This is a genomic window from Actinopolyspora sabaoui, from assembly GCF_051225635.1.
In the GTDB taxonomy this organism is placed as follows: domain Bacteria; phylum Actinomycetota; class Actinomycetes; order Mycobacteriales; family Pseudonocardiaceae; genus Actinopolyspora.
Genome location: NZ_JBMIHH010000010.1, coordinates 20,523 through 37,463, shown reverse-complemented (window position 1 = coordinate 37,463; position 16,941 = coordinate 20,523). Strand labels below are relative to the sequence as shown.

Here is a 16,941-nt window from a genome sequence, read left to right as displayed (position 1 = left end):
GGTTCCGGCCGAGCCCATTGGCCCGCGCGGTGGGTGGTCACAGCCACGGCGGCAGCTCGGGAGGGTCACCCGCCAGCTGCTGGGTACCGGTTCTGCCCAGCAGCCATCCCAGGGCGGCGCCCGGGGTGCCCCGCACCCGGTGCTCCGGTGAGTCCGGTGTACCGAGCCGCCATACACTGTTACTCCCGTCGGTGAACTCGACCAGGAGGGAGAGCGGAGGGACATCGGGGCGCCCGCCGAACTGTCGGACGGCGTCGTTGAGCAGCCATTCGATCTCCTCGCGCGGTATGTCGTCGAATCCGAAACCGTGATTCAGATCCACCGAGTGCACCCGCACCTCGAACAGACGGATCCGTGGTACTCGGTGCGCGGGGATCGACTTTCCCGGGGCTACTTCCACCTCGGCGTACCACGCCGGTTCCGGAAGTGTGCGGAAAGCCTCCGCCAGCCGCCCCGAGGCGGCCGCCACGTCCTCCAACAGCAGGCGGTGGCTTCGCAGGCCGCCCTCGGAGATGTCGGCGTCCCTGTCCTGCCTGCTGGCGTACATGGCGTGTTCGACACCCGTACGCGCCCATCTCAGCAGGTTGACGCACCCGTCGGCGTTGCGGGCCAGGTGCGAGATCACATGTGCCCTGCTCCAGCCGGGCAGCAGGCTGGGCTCGTGTACCGAAGTCTCGTCCATCGCCTCGACCGTGGCCAGCAACCCGGCAGTGGCCTGCTGCACGGCTCTCACCAGCTCTTTTCGGTGAGCGTGTTGCCGAGTCACTTCACCGTCGGCGTGTTCCTCGTGTTCGAGATCGGTCATGCTTCCCCGCCTTCACGTGGCTTCGATGTCGTCGTCCCGAGTCATCGGGGCGGGGTGGTAGTACCGGCTTTGGACGAGGATAGGCGGCCCCGCACCCCTGGCGGTAGTCTCGTGGGGCCGTAAAACCGGCGCGGTACCCCCTTGGTGGGTGGGGCGATACGCATATATCACTCACGAGAGTGAAGTTCGTGTGGTTGTTCCCCGGTCCGGAACCGGTTCGGAATGCCTGTCGCGTTCGTGACGTTGTTCGCCCCGGGCGGAGGTGTCCGGGTCCCCGTTCGGGGCGGACCGCGTCGAGCCGTATTGTCGTCCCGCTGCAATAGCATGGGCGCGAACCGCGCCCCGCGCCCACCGAACGCCGGTTGTTCGGGTATCGGGCGCCGTGGGCGGGATCGTGGCGAAGCGGCGACAACGGCGGCCGCCGCATCACAACGCGCATCCGCAGACCACATACTTTGTGAAGGGATCTTCGAGTGGCTGACCGCCTAGTCGTCCGCGGCGCTCGTGAGCACAATCTCACCGGAATCGATCTCGACCTGCCGCGTGACAGCCTGATCGCTTTCACCGGCCTGTCCGGTTCCGGCAAGTCGAGTCTGGCCTTCGACACCATCTTCGCCGAGGGGCAGCGCCGGTACGTGGAGTCGCTGTCGGCCTACGCCAGACAGTTTCTGGGGCAGATGGACAAGCCGGATGTCGACTTCATCGAAGGACTGTCCCCCGCCGTGTCCATCGACCAGAAGTCCACGAGCAAGAACCCCCGGTCGACCGTCGGCACCATCACCGAGGTCCACGACTATCTGCGGCTGCTGTTCTCCCGGGCGGGCAAACCACACTGCCCTGAGTGCGGGGACCCCATCAGCAAGCAGACTCCGCAGCAGATCGTCGATCAGGTCCTCGCGATGCCGGAACGTACCCGGTTCCAGGTGTTGGCTCCGGTGGTGCGGGGGCGCAAGGGCGAGTACGTCGACCTGTTCGAACAGTTGCAGACGCAGGGCTACGCACGCGTGCGCGTGGACGGCGCCGTATATCCGCTCGAGTCGCCACCGACGCTCAAGAAGCAGGAAAAGCACGACATCGCCGTGGTCGTGGATCGGCTCGCCGTCAAGCCCGAGGCCAAACAGCGGCTCACCGACTCCGTGGAAACCGCACTTCGGTTGGCAGAGGGGTTGGTCGCGCTGGAGTTCGTCGATGTCGAGGAACACGACGCCCAGCGGGAACGCAAGTTCTCCGAGAACTTCGCCTGTCCGAACGGGCACCCTTTCGGCGTGGAGGAGCTGGAACCACGGGCCTTTTCCTTCAACTCTCCCTACGGGGCGTGCCCGGACTGTACCGGGCTCGGTATCCGCAAGGAGGTCGATCCGGAACTCATCGTTCCCGACGAGGACCTCTCGTTGTCCGAGGGGGCGATAGCGCCGTGGGCGGGAGGAAACACCGCCGAGTACTTCACCCGTATGCTGAGCGCCCTGTCGGAGTCGATCGGCTTCCGGATGGACACCCCCTGGAAGCGGTTGCCCACCAAGGTCAAAAAGGTCGTGCTGCACGGCAGCACCGACCAGATCCACATGCGCTACCGGAACCGCTACGGCAGGCAGCGCTCCTACTACGCCGCCTACGAGGGCGTGATCCCCTTCCTGGAACGCCGGTTGGACCAGACCGACTCCGACTACGCACGGGAGAAGTACGAGGGCTACATGCGCGATGTGCCCTGTCCCTCCTGCGCGGGTACTCGGCTCAAACCGGAGATCCTGGCCGTCACCGTGCACAACCCCGCGATGGGGGAGATGTCCATAGCCCAGGTGAGTTCGCTGAGCGTGCGGGAGTGTTCGACGTTCCTCGACGGGCTGGTGCTGGGCGAGCGGGAACAGATGATCGCCGGACGAGTCCTCAAGGAGGTACAGGCCAGGTTGGGCTTCCTGCTCGACGTGGGGCTCGAGTACCTCTCGCTGGATCGACCCGCGGGCACGCTGTCCGGCGGTGAGGCCCAACGTATTCGGCTGGCCACCCAGATCGGTTCCGGGCTGGTCGGAGTCCTCTACGTACTCGACGAACCCTCGATCGGGCTACATCAACGTGACAACCACCGCCTGCTGGATACGTTGAACCGGCTGCGTGACCTCGGCAACACCCTGATCGTGGTGGAGCACGACGAGGACACGGTGCGAAGTGCCGATTGGGTGGTCGACATCGGCCCGGGGGCCGGTGAACACGGCGGACGCGTCGTACATGCCGGTCCGGTCGCCGAGCTGCTTGCCAACGAGAAGTCGTTGACCGGGGACTACCTGGCCAGGCGCAAGCGCATCGAGCTCCCCGCCGAGCGCAGGCCCAGGAACCCGAAAAACCAGCTGACCGTGGTCGGGGCCAGGGAGAACAACCTTCGGGAGATCGACGTCTCGTTCCCGCTGGGTTGTCTGATAGGCGTTACCGGCGTTTCCGGCTCCGGCAAGTCGACCCTGGTCAACGACGTGCTGGCCTCCTCGCTGGCCAACAAGCTCAACGGTGCTCGCACGGTTCCCGGCAGGCACAAGCGCATCAGGGGACTCGACAACGTGGACAAGCTCGTCCAGGTGGATCAATCCCCGATCGGGCGTACGCCCCGTTCCAACCCGGCCACTTACACGGGGGTATTCGACCGAATCCGGAAGCTGTTCGCGGCCACTACGGAGGCGAAGGTTCGTGGGTATCAGCCAGGCAGGTTCTCGTTCAACATCAAGGGGGGACGTTGTGAGGCCTGCGCGGGCGACGGAACTCTCAAGATCGAGATGAACTTCCTGCCCGATGTCTACGTCCCCTGCGAGGTCTGCAAGGGGGCCCGTTACAACCGGGAGACCCTCGAGGTCCACTACAAGGGCAAAACCATCGCGGAGGTTCTCGACCTGCCCATCGAGGACGCCGCCGAGTTCTTCGAGCCGATCACCGCAATTCACAGGTATCTGAAGACGCTGGTGGACGTCGGACTCGGCTACGTACGTCTCGGCCAGCCCGCGCCCACGTTGTCCGGAGGCGAGGCCCAACGGGTCAAGCTCGCCAGTGAGCTCCAGAAGCGCTCGACGGGCCGGACCGTCTACATTCTCGACGAACCGACCACAGGGCTGCACTTCGAGGACATTCGCAAGCTGCTCGGTGTGGTCAACGGTCTGGTGGACAAGGGAAACACCGTGGTCGTGATCGAGCACAACCTCGACGTGATCAAAATGTCCGACTGGCTGCTCGACCTGGGCCCCGAAGGTGGTAACGGTGGTGGCACGCTGGTCGCCGAGGGAACTCCGGAGCAGCTGGCCGAGGTCGAGGAGAGCTATACCGGCCGCTTCTTGGCACCGGCACTGGCCGGGCACTGAGCCCCACGTCGGAGGATCGACACTTCCTCGATCCTCCGGCGCAGCGGTGATATCGGGAACCGGACCCCGGTCGAGATCGACTACTGTGTACTCTCTTTCCCCGCGTGTCGGTGTGCACCCCAGGGGAAAACGCCTCTCATTCGACGCTCCCCGGGACGCCCATCCGAGCGCGGCCGCATCGTCACAGTGTCGGAACGGAAGGTGGGCGCGACAGCTTGAGCGGGGTCGACTACTACGAGCTGCTCGGGGTGACTCGTGAAGCCTCCGCCGCGGAGATCAAGTCGGCTTATCGGTCGCTTGCCCGTGTGATGCATCCCGACGCCGGGGGCACGGCGGGCACTTTCCGCTCGTTGCAGGAGGCGTACGAGACTCTCAGTGATCCGGCGCGTCGCGCGGCCTACGATCGTGGCGAGACCCTCGCCGCCGGTGGACGAGACACCCGTGGCACTCCTACCAACCGCCGCCGTCGTTCGCGGGACAACGACAGGCGTGATTTCGGTGCCGACCCGAGTTTCGTGCCCCCCGTTCCCGAGCCCGATGTGGAACGCTTGCAGTGGTGGAACGCGGTCAATCCCGAGCAACCGGTACGTTACTTTCCCCGCGCCACGTACAGCCGAGGCGAAGTGCTCGCCACCATCGGTGGGTGGGCGCTGTTGTTGCCCGTGGTGTTGGCCAGTGACGCCTGGCCCCTGATGTTGGTGCTGTGGCTGATGCCCGCCGTGGCCGTGGCGGGGGTGTATCGCCACGTTCCGGAATACCTGCCACCGGCTTCGGAGGATCGGGTCTTTCTGTCCGAGTTCGGCCGTTCCGTGGTTTTCGGCCAACCCGAGGGGATACGTGGCGAGTACGGTGAGCGCTTCACCGCGGGGTTATTGGCCGACTACTTCACCAGACTGCCGGGGGCCAAGGTCTTCCACGGGTTGTCCTGGCCCGATTCGGTCTTCGCGGACATCGACCACGCCGTACTGTGCGGCAGGCGGCTGGTTCTGATCGAATCGAAGATGTGGCTGCCCGGGCACTACACTGCCGATGCCGACGGCACGCTGCGTCGAAACGGGGGCAAGTTCAGGGGTGGGGGAACCAGGCTCGCCGAAGGCATCGCCGCATATCGGGAACTGCTCGACGACATCGAGGTCGTGGGCGCGCTCGTGCTCTATCCGAGTCGAGCGGGTGAGATCACGGCGAGTGAGTCACCGACGACCGCTCCCGCACCTCCCATGACCCCCGAGGGGTTCGTCCGGGAGATCGGTCATTACCTGGCGCAGGATCCCGCCTGCGTGCATCGTGACGCCTTCCGTGCCGTGTTGGCACGCGTCGTTCCCTGAGGAAATTCCACCACTGGTGCCGCACGCCCGCTTCGCGGTTGTCCTCCGGTTTTCCGTCGCCCGTTTCGGAATGCCGAAGGGGTAAAAATGATCTTTTCGGCTCCCTTCGTCGGTGCGATAACGGCGCCTCTCGCCTCTCCCGTGGTCGTGGGCCGGTTTCCTGCTTCGGCAGCCGCTTCCCCGAAAAACACGAACAAAATAGCGGCGTAATTCGTATTTTCGGCCCCTAATGATGATCTTGATTGTCACCGAGGGGTGTTTCGTCCTTGAGGGAGAATAGTTAATTTCGAGCCGAATTTTCCCACTATCTGCGGTCGCTCGAAAGAATGATAAAGTGTTGACCGGCCATTTTCTTTGTTCCGGGTGTTCTGTGAAGAAAATTCATTTGGTAACGTCACTTCACAATTCCCGGAAAATGAAATGTGATTCATGTTGAATGACACTACTGGATCCGCCGGGAACCACTCCGGCGTTTCGAACAAAAACAAGATCAACATCCTCTCGTTTTCGCTGTCCGCATTCGGGATATTGATCGTCGCGATCAATCTGCGTCCCGCGATAGCTTCGGTGGCACCGTTGGTGGGACAGATCCAGTCGGACACCGGTTTGTCGAACACCGCCATCGGGCTGCTCACCACGGTTCCGCTGCTGTGCTTCGTGGTGTTGTCCACCACCGCGCCCCGTTTGGGAAGGCGTTACGGTGAGGAACGCACCATAGCGGCCGCACTGCTGTTGCTGTTCGCCGGAATCCTGCTGCGAGTGGCTCCGGTCTCCGTCGCGTTGTTCGGTGGAACGATACTGGTGGGCATCGCCATTACCGGCGGAAACGTACTCCTTCCCACAGTGATCAAGAAACGTTTCGGCGCGCAGAGCGGCGTCATGACGGGGTTGTACACGATGGGAATCAGCATCGGTACCGCCGCGGCAGCCGGGTTGACGATTCCCTGGCAGCATTTCGCAGGACTCGGTTGGCGCGCCACCCTGGCGGTGTGGGCAGTTCCCGCGTTGCTGGCCGTGGTGCTGTGGCTTCCCCAACAGCGCGACCCGAGGGGGGCCAGGCCCGACGCTGTCGGTGACGCGCGGGGCGGACAAGCCTGGCGAAGTCCGTTGGGATGGGGTGTCACCGGCTTCTTCGCCCTGCTGTCACTGACGTTCTACACCGTCATCGCCTGGTTGCCGAAGATACTCACCGACAGTGGTATGGACCCCACGACCGGCGGCCAGATGCTTTCACTGGCCAACCTCGTGGGGATTCCCTTCTCGCTGGCGGCACCCATAATGGCGGCTCGCAGCAGCCGTCAGGTGTGGATCACCACGAGCTTTCCCACCATGCTGCTCGTCGGGCTGCTCGGACTGACCCTGGCACCACGCAGTGGGGCACTGTGCTGGGTGCTGGTGTTGGGAGTGGGACTCGGCGGGACGATCGGGATCGGGTTCATGCTCGTCGTCCTGCGCGCGGCCGACGCCAGAGGAGCCGCCGCGCTGGCGGCGATGTCGCAGACAGCCGGATATCTGGTGGCCGCCACCGGGCCGATACTCACCGGTGCCCTGCGCGATCTCACCGGATCGTGGACACTGCCGCTGCTTTCGTTGTGCCTGCTGGTAGCCGTTCAGATCCCGGTGGGGGTTTACGTGGGACAGAGTCGCCAATTCGGTGCGGCTGTCGACACCGGACGTGTGGTGCTGAGTTCCCGAGCTCTGCCGCGGTCCTACGTGGACTCCCAGGCGAGACTCGCCCACCCGGGGGAGGACGAGAGCTCGCGGGACTCACGCGCCTCGGAAACCGGCAGGGGGATCGGGCAGAAAGGTGAGCCTGCCGGGCGGGACACCTGAGGCGGCCGGTGCCCGCCCCGCCGGCTGTTCGCTTTACCGCGGCCGCGCCGCTCGGGGACGCTCAACGCGGCTTACCGGGTACGCCCGGGCGCTGTTGCCAGGGCAGCGGTCCCCACAGCGGCCGGAACTGTACTCCGAGGGCCGTCAGCCGTGCGAGATGCTCCGTGCTCAACCGGGTCCGGAAGTCCGAGAAGTCCCGGACGGCGGTAGACGACCAGGCGACCTCGGCGAAAGCACACAGTCTCGGAAAAACGGCGTAGTCGACCCTGGACGGCGAGTCGAGGTGCTCGGTCCACACTTGTGCCTGTGTTCCCAGCACACGCCGGGACAACGCGCTCGGGGACCCGGCCGGTACCGGCTCGTAGGCGTAGACGTCCTCCAGAGTGTTCACGAATCCGACCGGAACGGGTTCCTCGGGGCCCGTGGCCTGTCGATGGTCCAGGTACACCCGCTTCTCGGGGCACATGACAGTGTCGTGCCCCGCGTCGGCAGCGCGGACTCCGCCTTGCTCGTCGCGCCACGAGGCGACGATGCTCCCGGCGGGCAGCGATTCGCCGGAATCGAGCATCTCGTCCCAGCCGATCGCTCGTCTGCCCCTGGCGTGCAGGTGTTCGATGATCCGGCGCAGAAACCAGCCGTGCAGCTTCGCGGGTTCCGAGAGCCCGAGTTGCCTGCTGCGTCGCACGCACCGTGGGCTGCGTTCCCACTCCTCGGGCGGTACCTCGTCACCTCCCACGCAGATGACGGGGGAGGGGAACACGCTGAGCACGTGGTCGAACACGCGACGGAAGAACTCCACCGTGCTTTCCTCCGCGTTGAGTACGTGCTCGCTGATCCCCCAACCGGTCCACACATCCAACTGCCGGTGGGGTTCGTTGCCCAACTCCGGATAGGAGGCGATGGCCGCCTGGCAGTGGCCCGGTACATCGATCTCGGGCACGACGGTGATCCGGTGTTCGGCCGCGTAGGAGACGATCTCTGCCAGATCTGCTCCGGTGTAGTAGCCCCCGTGGGGGCGTTCGAGGTGGCCCGCGTCGGGGCCGGCGCCGAGCTGTGACCCCTTCCGCCAGGCCCCTACCTCGGTGAGACGGGGGAGCCCGGGGACTTCGATCCGCCATCCCTGATCGTCGGTCAGGTGCAGGTGCAGCACGTTGAGCTTGTGCGCCGCCAGCAGCTCGACGAAGCGCAACACCTCTCGCTTGGGCATGAAGTGCCGCGCGAGATCGAGATGACAGCCACGCCAGGTGAACCGGGGGCGATCCTCGATCCCGCCGCACGGCAACAGCCACGGTCCCTCTCCGGTCGGTGCCGCGCGCCAGGCTTCGGCCCCCAGCAGCTGTCGCAGGGTCTGGGCCGCGTAGTGGGCGCCGCCCTCGTCGTGGGCACGGACCCGGATCTCGTGCTCGGTGATGTCGAGCCGGTATCCCTCGGGGGCCTCGACTTCCTCCGGCATTATCAGGAACGTGATGTCGGCGTGCTCGGACTCGCGAAGTGGCAGTCCGACAGCCGCGCCCACGTGTCGGCGAAACCAGCCGCACGCGGCGGAGTCGCCCGCGAGCGTGGTGTCACCGTCCAGTACGAAGCTGCCCCCGCCCGGTCGCACCACCGCGGGCCGGGGGACCACCGAGTCCAACGGAAGGGGAGAGACTTTGCTGTTCACGCTTTCACCGCTCCTGCTATACCGGAGACCAGATGGCGTTGGACGAACACGAAGAACACCAGGACGGGGATCGTCATCAGGGTGGAGCCCGCCATGATGGCACCCCAGTCGTTGCCCGTGGGTTTGAAGAAGACCAGGATCGCCAACGGCAGCGTCTGGTTCTCCGTCGCCGAGATGATGAACGTCTTGGCGAACAGGAAGTCGTTCCACGCGTGGATGAAAGACAGCACGCTCATCGCCACGAGGCCCGGGGCCACCAGGGGAAAGAGTACTTGCCACGTGAATCGGAACCTGCCTGCCCCGTCCAGTGTGGCGGCTTCCTCGAGTTCGGTCGGAACTGCGGCGACGAAGCCGCGGAGCATCCATATCGCGAACGGCAGGCTAAAGGCCAGGTGCACCAGGATCAACGATCCGAGGTGGTTCAACCCGAACCAGGGCGCCACCGAACCGACCGAACGCATCAGGAAGAACAGTGGAATGGTCAGTGCCTCCACCGGAACCATTTGCGCCACCAGAATCATGATCAGCAGCACGGTTCGGCCCCGGAAACGGAACCGTGTAAGTGCCACCGCGGCCAGAAACGACATCACGAGCGAGAGCAGTACCACGATCCCGGCCACGATCACACTGTTCAGGAAGTACCTGCCGAAATCGTCCACGGTGAACACTTGGCGGAAGTTTTCCAGCGTGGGCGAAAACGTCCACGGACGCGGGTCGGTGGATTGGATCTGCCCGTCCGGCTTGAAGGCGGTGAGCACCATCCAGTAGAGCGGAAAGGCGACGGTGGCCGCCACGAGTACTGTCGCGATCTCGGCCAGTGTTCTCCCGGGACGTTTTCCCGGCAGCACGCGGCCGATGAGCCCCCGTTTCGGGGCGCCTGCCGCTGTCGTCACGTGTTTTCCCCCGTCGCTCGTTGGGCCCACAGGTAAATCACCGTGATCAGCAACAGCAACCCGGTCATAACCACTCCGATGGCCGATCCGAGTCCGTAATTCGATCCGGCGAACGCCTCCTGGTAGGCGTAGACGTTGAGTACGAGATTCTGCCCCGCGATTCCGCCGCCGTCGGTCATCACGTATATCTGTGTGAAGATCTTGAAATCCCAGATGATCGACTGAATGGTGGCGATGATCAGAAGCGGCCGCAGCATCGGCAGCAGCACGCTTCGAGCGGTGCGCCAGGCCGAGGCCCCGTCCAGCGAAGCGGCCTCGACGATCTCGCCGGGTATGGCCTTGATTCCCGCGTACATTGTCACCATCACGAACGGGAAGGAGCACCAGACGACCTCACCGGCCACCAGGCCGAACGCGGCGAACCGATCGTAGGTCCAGGAGAAGCCCGCCATACCCTGCCAGCCGAGCCCACTCAGCACTTCGTTCACCAGCCCGAAGTTCTGGTCGAACAGGAAGAGCCACACTGTCGAACCGGCAACCGCCGGTGTCGCCCAGGCACCCAGTGCCGCGAGGAAAAGCAGGGTGCGGGGCAGCCAGCGAACCCTGCCGGCCAGTACGGCCAGTGCGATTCCCACCGCCAGGCTGCCCAGCACGCACACCGCGGCGAATCCACAGGTGTTGAGCAACACCATCCAGAAACGGCCGTCGCTGAGCAGCCTGGCATAGTTGCCCAGCCCGAGGAACTCCAGTGGTGCCCCACCGCTGGCCTGGGCCTGGCCGTACTCGTACAGCGACAGTTGCACGAGTTGGTACAGCGGATAGGCCATCACCGCGATCAGCAGAACACCAGCTGGGGCCAGATAGAGCACCGCGGCGCGGGTCTGTCCGTCTTCGCCGGAGCGACGCCTGCGGCGTCCGTAACGTGTTTCCGATTCCCCTCGTGGTGCGCTAGGGCCGGATTCGGTGGTCAGCTCGGCTGTCATCGGCTGGAACCTTCTGGATCGGGGCGGCCGGGGCGCCAGCAGCGCTTGGTCAGGTCTTGCCGTGCCCGCTCGAATGTGGCTGTCCCGCGGGGCTTCGGTGCGGCCGAGTCGAAGCCCCGCGCGGCCCGGCCGCCACGAGGGGACTGTCGGGCGAGCGCCGCGGAAACCGAGTCAACGAAGTCCTACCGGTCGCCGAATGCACTGTTCATGCGCTGGGCCGCTCGTTGGGTGGCAGGGCGGATCTCCTCGCCGGTGGCGATCCGCTGCGTCATGGTCGGCAGGATCTCCTGCGCGTCGATCTCGGACCACGCCGGTGTGCTCGGGACGAAACGGGTGCCTGCCTGCAGTGTCTCGATGAACGGTTCGATGGCCGGATCGTCTGCTGCCACCTTGTCCTGAACGTCCTCGAAGGTGGGCAGATAACTCATCGCCTCGTACATCCGGCGCTGGTACTTCTTGCCCGCGAGCACTTTGATGAATTCCTGGGCGAGAGTGGAATGGTCCGAGGACCGCAGCACCCCGAGCAGATTGCCCCCCGCGAACGCGGGTGCGATCGAACCGGTCTTTCGCCCCGGAAGTGGCACCACGTCGTACTTGTCTCCAGCCGCTCCCTCGTTGACAGCGGTCCGGTTGAAGTCCCCGCCGATGGCCATGGCCGCTTTGCCACCCGCGAACGCCTGGACGCTTTCGGTCCCGGTCAGCTGTGCACACTGGTCAGGTGGGCAGATCGCCGGATCGAGCAGGCTGGTGTAGGTGCGTACCCCACGGCGGGAGGCCTCGCTGTCGATGGCGGACCGCCACGAATCGTTCCCGCGTTCGGCGAGTTTTCCGCCGGACGCCCAGATGAACGGCATCATCGCGTAGGTGTACTTGCCGCCCGCGGCGATACCGTACATGTCCGGCCGCTCCGAACGGATGGTGCGAGCGGTCTCGACGAGTTCACCGAGACTGCGCGGTGGTTCGAGTCCCAGCTCGTCGAACACGTCGGTGCGGTAGTACAGCGCTCGCACCCCGGTGAACCAGGGAACTCCGTAGGTCTTGTCGTCGACTTTGGCCGTATCCAGCACCGAGTCGGAAAGATCGGTAGCGGCGGGCCAGTCCTCGATCATGCCGGTGAGATCCGCCATCCCACCAGCCGCGACGTAGCTGGCGAGGTCGGTGTTGCCGAACTCCGCCACATCGGGGGCGCTGGAGGGGTCGTTGAAGGCACCGGTGAAGCGTTCCGATCGCGTGTCCACCGCGATGTAGCGGACTTCGACGGTGACGTCCCGGTGGTTCTCCTCGAAGTCTTTCACCGCGGCATTGACCACTTTTTCCTTCGGATCGCGGTTGGCCTCGTCGAACAGCCAGACCCGAAGAGTTCCGGTGCGGCTGTCCGCCCCGGAGTTCGTTTGATCCACCTGGGGTGGTCCGCATCCCACCAGCAACGTCGCCGCGAGTGCGGCGGTGGCTAATTTCCAGAACCGCATGACACCTCCGTTGCGTTGAATGCAACGTCTGTTCTGTTCTGTGCAATGTGCTCGATGCTAAGTGGGGCGATGAGCGGACACAAGGTTTAGACCTGTAAAAGGAGAGAACTTCTTTTGCGAGGGTGGCGGGCTCCACGACGGGAAAGTCGCCGTCTACCGCGTTTCGCCCGCCACCGGTTCGCTACAGCGCCACCACGGCGACCCCGGGAACCTCCACGGTGTCGACCACCGGACTCAACGAGCCCGTCACACTGTCGCGCGCCAGCCTGGTGACCGTTCCCGAGTTCTGATTGGCCACGTGGAGCCATCGTCGACTCGGGTCCAATGTGCAGTGCCGAGGCCAGTCCCCGCCGGTCTCGCTCGTGCCTGTCAGGTGCAACCGTGTTCCCCGGCCGCTCACCTTGAAGTGAGCGATGGTGTTATCGCCCCGATTGGTGACGTAGCAGTCGCTGTCGCGAGTGACCACGATCTCCGCTGGATAGTTCTCTCCCACGGCGTCCGGTGGGCGGGTGCTGACGCTCTCACCCAGCTCGAAAACCCCCGCCGCGGCATCCCAGCGCAGTACCGTCACCGTGCTGGCCAACTCGTTGAGCAGGTAGGCGTGTCGGCCGTCCGGATGAAAGGTCAAATGGCGAGGCCCGCTGCCCGTCGGAGTGGACAGCCGCTGGTTTCGGTGTAATTCGCCGGACTCGATGTCCAGCCGGTAGGTGAAGACAGCGTCCGCCCCCAGGTCGACCGCCACGATCCACCGTCCGCTCGGATCTGTGACGACCTGATGTGCGTGGGGCGCGCGTAGTTCGGAGGTGTGTCGAACCAGATCCGTCGATTCCCCGATGCTGCCGTCCACCTCCAACCGGTGGACCGCGACGGAGCCATCGGTGTAGTTGGCCGTCAGCAGAAACCGGCCGCTGGGATGCACGCTGAGATGCGTCGGCCCGGCGCCTCGGCTGGAGCGGGTGTTGATGATCCGTGGGTTTCGCGGATCCCGCAGGCTCAGTGCCGTCACGGAACCGTTCGGGACCAGTTCGTTGGTCGTGTAGAGCACGTGGCGGTCGAGAGAGAACGCCAACCACGACGCGTCGGGGACTCCTTCGACCGAATGGATCGGTCGCAGTCGTCCCGAACTCAGCTCGTGGGAAGCGACGTCGAATCCCCTGCCCGGCGGGTCGGTCCAGCTGAAGCTGCCCAGATAGGCCGGTCTGTGATCACCTCCGCTGGGTGCCGTGGCCGCGGCGGGCAGCGCCGCTGCCGCGGCCCCCGCTGCGCCCAACGAGGCCAGCAACGTACGCCGATTCAGTGTGTTCGTCCACATGACTCTCCAATTCCCGGCCGTGTCCGGAAGCTGCTCGCTCCGGTCCGCTCGCTTCGTCGTTTCGCGGGGTGCGCCGCCCAGGGCCGACTGGCCGGAGCGGAGACCCCACCTCGGTCCGAACACCGGCGTGCTCCCCCTCCCGGGGCAGTCGCGCCGATCTTCTCCGGCTCAGTGTGCCGCAGCTCTCACAGGTGGACTAGACCAAAATTCACAGTGGCGGTTTCCGGACAACTTCTCGACCGGGCTCGGGCGCACCGCTCGGGGTGCCCGCCGGAACGTCCGCTCCGGACAGCGCCCCACGGGAACGGAGCTGAGGCGAGCTCTCAGGCGGTTCCCCCGCCGTCACGTCGTAGCGCTCGTCCCGGTGTGGCGTCGTTACGCTTCCCGTGTTCGAGCACTGGGACACCGTTGACCATTACGTGGCTGATTCCGCTGGGTTGCGCACGGGGGTGTTCGAACGTCGCGTTGTCGCGAATCTCCTCCGGATCGAACAACACGAGGTCCGCGACCATGCCTCGTCGCACGAGCCCTCTGTCGGACAGCCCCAGGCGGAGTGCCGGTGCCGAGGTCATGTGACGGATGCACTCCGAAAGATCGAGCAGCCCGAGCTCCCGCACGTATCGCGCCAGATAACGCGGGAAGGTCCCCCATCCGCGAGGATGAGGCCGTTCACCGAGCAGTAGTCCGTCGCTGCCCACGGTGTGCATCCGGTGCCGCATGATGGCACGCACGTTCTCCTCGTGACCGACGTGCATCAGACAGGAACTGCCCAGTTCATCCGCCAACAGGGTGTCCAGGTAGAGCTCCCCCGGAGGCACCCCTTCGGCATCGGCCGCCGTCGCGATGTCACGTCCCACCAGATGACCGGTCCTGCCGGGGTGCCGCACCCCGTTGATCTCGATGGCACTCCAGTCGATCGGTACACCGTGCGCACCGTCGGAGCCTTCGAACTCCATCTCCCGCAGCACACGTCTCCTGCTGGCCGGATCGGACAACCTTCGTAACGTCGCCTCGACACCCCCGCTGAACATCCAGCTGGGAAGCAGTGCGTGCAGCGAGGTGCATCCCGCCTGATAAGGGTAGGAATCCATCGTGATCCCGACCCCCGAGTCCAACGCCTCGTCCAGCATCGCCAGCAGTTCGGGGGCACGCCCCCGGTTCACCTCGAAATTCACGGTCGCGTGTGCCAGGTGCAACGCGCAGCCGGACTGCCTGCTGATCCGGATCATCTCCTCGTAACAGGCGAGGGCGCCAGCGCCGTAACTGCGGTGGTGGGGACAGTGATAGCCGCCGTACTCGGCGACCACCTCGCACAGCGTGACGAGCTCGGCTGTCGTGGCGTACATGCCGGGTGCGTAGGTCAACCCCGAGGACATGCCGAACGCCCCCTCGGACATTCCCCGCGCCAGTTCCTCGCGCATGCGTGCCAGTTCGAGTTCCGAAGCGGGACGGTTTTCCGAGCCCACACACAGCATCCGCAGTGTGCCGTGCGGAACCAGGTAGGCGGCGTTGATGGCTGCCCCCTGGTCGAGGCGATCCAGGTACTCGCCCACGCCACGCCAGTTCCAGTCGAACTCGGGGGGATCGCCGTTCCAACCCGCCAGCTGAGTACGCAGGTTCCGCAGCGTTCGATCGTCGACGGGAGCGTAGGAGAGCCCGTCCTGGCCGATCACCTCGGTGGTCACCCCTTGCGCCACCTTGGCGGTGTGCCGGTGGTCGGTGAGCAGCAGCAGATCCGAATGCGCGTGCATGTCGACGAATCCGGGGGAAAGCACCAGCCCGTCGGCGATGATGGTGCGGCTGCCGCGCAGACTCCCGGGGCTGTCGACAGCCGAGACACGGCCCGCACCGATCGTCACGTCTGCTTCGAAGGGCGGTGCTCCACTGCCGTCGACCACCAGTGCGCCCCGAATCAGGATCTCGTCCATCCTCGCCTCCGTTCCGGCCCGACACGTTCTCGGTTTCCGCCGAGCGAGCAGCCCGCCAACCCGAGCGGAAAGCCCCGATCAGAAGAAAGTACGCACCAGATCCACGACTCTCCCGTTGTCCACGAGCGGTATGAGCTGCCACTTGTCGAACGTCGTGCAGGGGTGCGACAGCCCGCACTCGACCCAGTCGCCCACGCAGATCTCCGAGTCCGCCGGGACCGACATGAAAGCGTGCTGATCGGCCAGTTCGATGACGCGTGAATCGGTCAGGGGACTGGTGGCGCCGTCCCGCGCCCGCAGGGCCCGCGGCTGCGGCAGTGCCTGGTCGAACGAGGCATCACGCCTGCCCAACATGAGTAGCGCCAGTTCCGGTTCCGGACGTGAGGTCACCTGAGCGAGGATTCGCATGGCGGCACGAAACGGCTGCTCCGGTCCGGCGAGCCGGTGTGCCCGACCGAAAGGCGACATGGTGCGGTACAAGCCGTGATCGTGAGTGATGTACGACCCGCTCCGCAGCACGGGAAGCACCGGTGAATCCAACTCCCACGGCGCCGTGAGCGCCTCGGCCACCTGGTCGAAATAGGAACTCCCGCCCGCGGTGACGACGATTTCCTCCGTTCGGTCGAACATCCCCGCCGCGGCTATCCGCGTGACCGACTCCCGCAGGCGAGCCAGATAGGAGTCCACCGCGGTCAGATCCTCGTCACTGAGATCGTGCGAGATCGCGCCCTCGTAGCCACTGACGCCGACGAGTCGCAGTGCCGGACTCTCCGACACCGCGCGCGCCACCTCCACCGTTTCCGCCACGGTTCTGGTTCCGGTGCGGCCGTGTTCGCCACCGAGTTCCACCAGCACGTCCACCCGCCGACGCGCGCGTTTCGCTGCCAGAACCTCGCTCATCAGCCGCACGTTCGCCACCGAATCCACCCAGCAGCCGAACGAGAAACCGGGGTCGTTGTCGAGCTCCTCCGACAGCCAGCGCAGTCCCGACTCGTCGACCAACTGGTTGGCCAGCAGCACCCTGCTGATGCCGAACGCGCGATAGACCCGGAGTTGGCTGACGGTGGCGGCGGTCATCGCCCATGCCCCGTGGTCGAGCTGTCGTTGAAACAGCTGCGGGGCCATGGTCGTTTTGCCGTGCGGCGCCAGCAGCACCTGTCGCGTGGCACACCAGTCGGCCATCGTCGTCAGATTGTGTTCCAGCGCCGACCGCTCCAACAGCAGCAGCGGACCCACGAATCCACTCCCGGTGATCTCGGGCTCCGTTCGAAGGAATTCCGCGATCGTGCTCCCGAAGGCTTCGGACGGCACAGCCTTGAACCGCCAGTCGAGCCGTTCTTCCCGGAGGGCACGTACCGCGCTCCGATCCATCGTCGCTGCTCGCACCGGATCTCCAAT

At 65.3% G+C, this 16,941-nt stretch carries 12 protein-coding genes; 3 read left to right on the top strand and 9 right to left on the bottom strand.

Translation table 11 applies throughout. The features are described from left to right. Window positions 1-37: 37 nt before the first annotated feature. The gene (locus tag ACOQFL_RS18240; RefSeq protein WP_435545394.1) at window positions 38-805 is read right to left on the bottom strand and encodes a maleylpyruvate isomerase family mycothiol-dependent enzyme; all 768 of its coding nucleotides are present in this window, start codon (window positions 803-805) and stop codon (window positions 38-40) included. A gap of 473 nt (window positions 806-1,278) precedes the next feature. Between ACOQFL_RS18240 and uvrA the strand changes: the two genes are divergently transcribed. Together uvrA and ACOQFL_RS18230 are read left to right on the top strand one after the other, a co-directional pair. Next, a complete protein-coding gene (gene uvrA / locus ACOQFL_RS18235) occupies window positions 1,279-4,140 on the top strand; it encodes an excinuclease ABC subunit UvrA (RefSeq protein ID WP_435545393.1) in 2,862 nt (953 codons plus the stop codon). Window positions 4,141-4,355: 215 nt separating this feature from the next. Then, complete coding sequence (locus tag ACOQFL_RS18230) at window positions 4,356-5,465, top strand: J domain-containing protein (protein WP_435545392.1); 1,110 nt, start codon at window positions 4,356-4,358, stop codon at window positions 5,463-5,465. 245 nt (window positions 5,466-5,710) lie between these two features. On the opposite strand, the gene ACOQFL_RS18225 is transcribed toward ACOQFL_RS18230, so the two are convergent. Beyond that, entirely contained in the window at window positions 5,711-6,100 is a 390-nt protein-coding gene (locus ACOQFL_RS18225) for a hypothetical protein (protein WP_435545391.1), read from the bottom strand. Between ACOQFL_RS18225 and ACOQFL_RS18220 the strand changes: the two genes are divergently transcribed. Continuing rightward, window positions 6,072-7,298: an MFS transporter gene (locus ACOQFL_RS18220; protein WP_435545390.1), complete on the top strand. Its 1,227-nt coding sequence runs from the start codon at window positions 6,072-6,074 to the stop codon at window positions 7,296-7,298. The genes ACOQFL_RS18225 and ACOQFL_RS18220 overlap by 29 nt on opposite strands. A gap of 61 nt (window positions 7,299-7,359) precedes the next feature. Here ACOQFL_RS18220 and ACOQFL_RS18215 read toward each other — a convergent pair whose 3' ends face one another. The 7 genes from ACOQFL_RS18215 to ACOQFL_RS18185 all read right to left on the bottom strand — a co-directional run bounded on the left by ACOQFL_RS18215 (window position 7,360) and on the right by ACOQFL_RS18185 (window position 16,914). Continuing rightward, window positions 7,360-8,958 (bottom strand): beta-N-acetylhexosaminidase, encoded by a 1,599-nt coding sequence (locus ACOQFL_RS18215; RefSeq protein WP_435545389.1) that lies wholly within the window; start codon window positions 8,956-8,958, stop codon window positions 7,360-7,362. After that, window positions 8,955-9,851, bottom strand: coding sequence for a carbohydrate ABC transporter permease (locus ACOQFL_RS18210; RefSeq protein WP_435545388.1), 897 nt, complete (start codon window positions 9,849-9,851; stop codon window positions 8,955-8,957). Before ACOQFL_RS18210 ends, ACOQFL_RS18215 begins: the two co-directional genes overlap by 4 nt. Further along, window positions 9,848-10,834: a carbohydrate ABC transporter permease gene (locus ACOQFL_RS18205; protein ID WP_435545387.1), complete on the bottom strand. Its 987-nt coding sequence runs from the start codon at window positions 10,832-10,834 to the stop codon at window positions 9,848-9,850. Before ACOQFL_RS18205 ends, ACOQFL_RS18210 begins: the two co-directional genes overlap by 4 nt. A gap of 182 nt (window positions 10,835-11,016) precedes the next feature. After that, window positions 11,017-12,303, bottom strand: a complete 1,287-nt coding sequence (locus ACOQFL_RS18200; RefSeq protein WP_435545386.1) for an extracellular solute-binding protein — start codon at window positions 12,301-12,303, stop codon at window positions 11,017-11,019. 181 nt (window positions 12,304-12,484) lie between these two features. Continuing rightward, a complete protein-coding gene (locus tag ACOQFL_RS18195; protein WP_435545385.1) occupies window positions 12,485-13,615 on the bottom strand; it encodes a lactonase family protein in 1,131 nt (376 codons plus the stop codon). A gap of 323 nt (window positions 13,616-13,938) precedes the next feature. Further along, window positions 13,939-15,543: an N-acyl-D-amino-acid deacylase family protein gene (locus ACOQFL_RS18190; RefSeq protein ID WP_435545384.1), complete on the bottom strand. Its 1,605-nt coding sequence runs from the start codon at window positions 15,541-15,543 to the stop codon at window positions 13,939-13,941. A 78-nt stretch (window positions 15,544-15,621) separates the two neighbouring features. Beyond that, window positions 15,622-16,914 (bottom strand): amino acid deaminase, encoded by a 1,293-nt coding sequence (locus ACOQFL_RS18185; protein WP_435545541.1) that lies wholly within the window; start codon window positions 16,912-16,914, stop codon window positions 15,622-15,624. Between the last annotated feature and the right edge of the window lie 27 nt (window positions 16,915-16,941).

What these genes read in the sequence shown, in the direction of transcription:
- ACOQFL_RS18185 (WP_435545541.1), bottom strand. Translation starts at nt 16,914, where the DNA reads ATGGATCGGAGCGCGGTACGTGCCCTCCGGGAAGAACGGCTCGACTGG.
- ACOQFL_RS18200 (WP_435545386.1), bottom strand. Translation starts at nt 12,303, where the DNA reads ATGCGGTTCTGGAAATTAGCCACCGCCGCACTCGCGGCGACGTTGCTG.
- ACOQFL_RS18240 (WP_435545394.1), bottom strand. Translation starts at nt 805, where the DNA reads ATGACCGATCTCGAACACGAGGAACACGCCGACGGTGAAGTGACTCGG.
- ACOQFL_RS18205 (WP_435545387.1), bottom strand. Translation starts at nt 10,834, where the DNA reads ATGACAGCCGAGCTGACCACCGAATCCGGCCCTAGCGCACCACGAGGG.
- ACOQFL_RS18190 (WP_435545384.1), bottom strand. Translation starts at nt 15,543, where the DNA reads ATGGACGAGATCCTGATTCGGGGCGCACTGGTGGTCGACGGCAGTGGA.
- ACOQFL_RS18195 (WP_435545385.1), bottom strand. Translation starts at nt 13,615, where the DNA reads ATGTGGACGAACACACTGAATCGGCGTACGTTGCTGGCCTCGTTGGGC.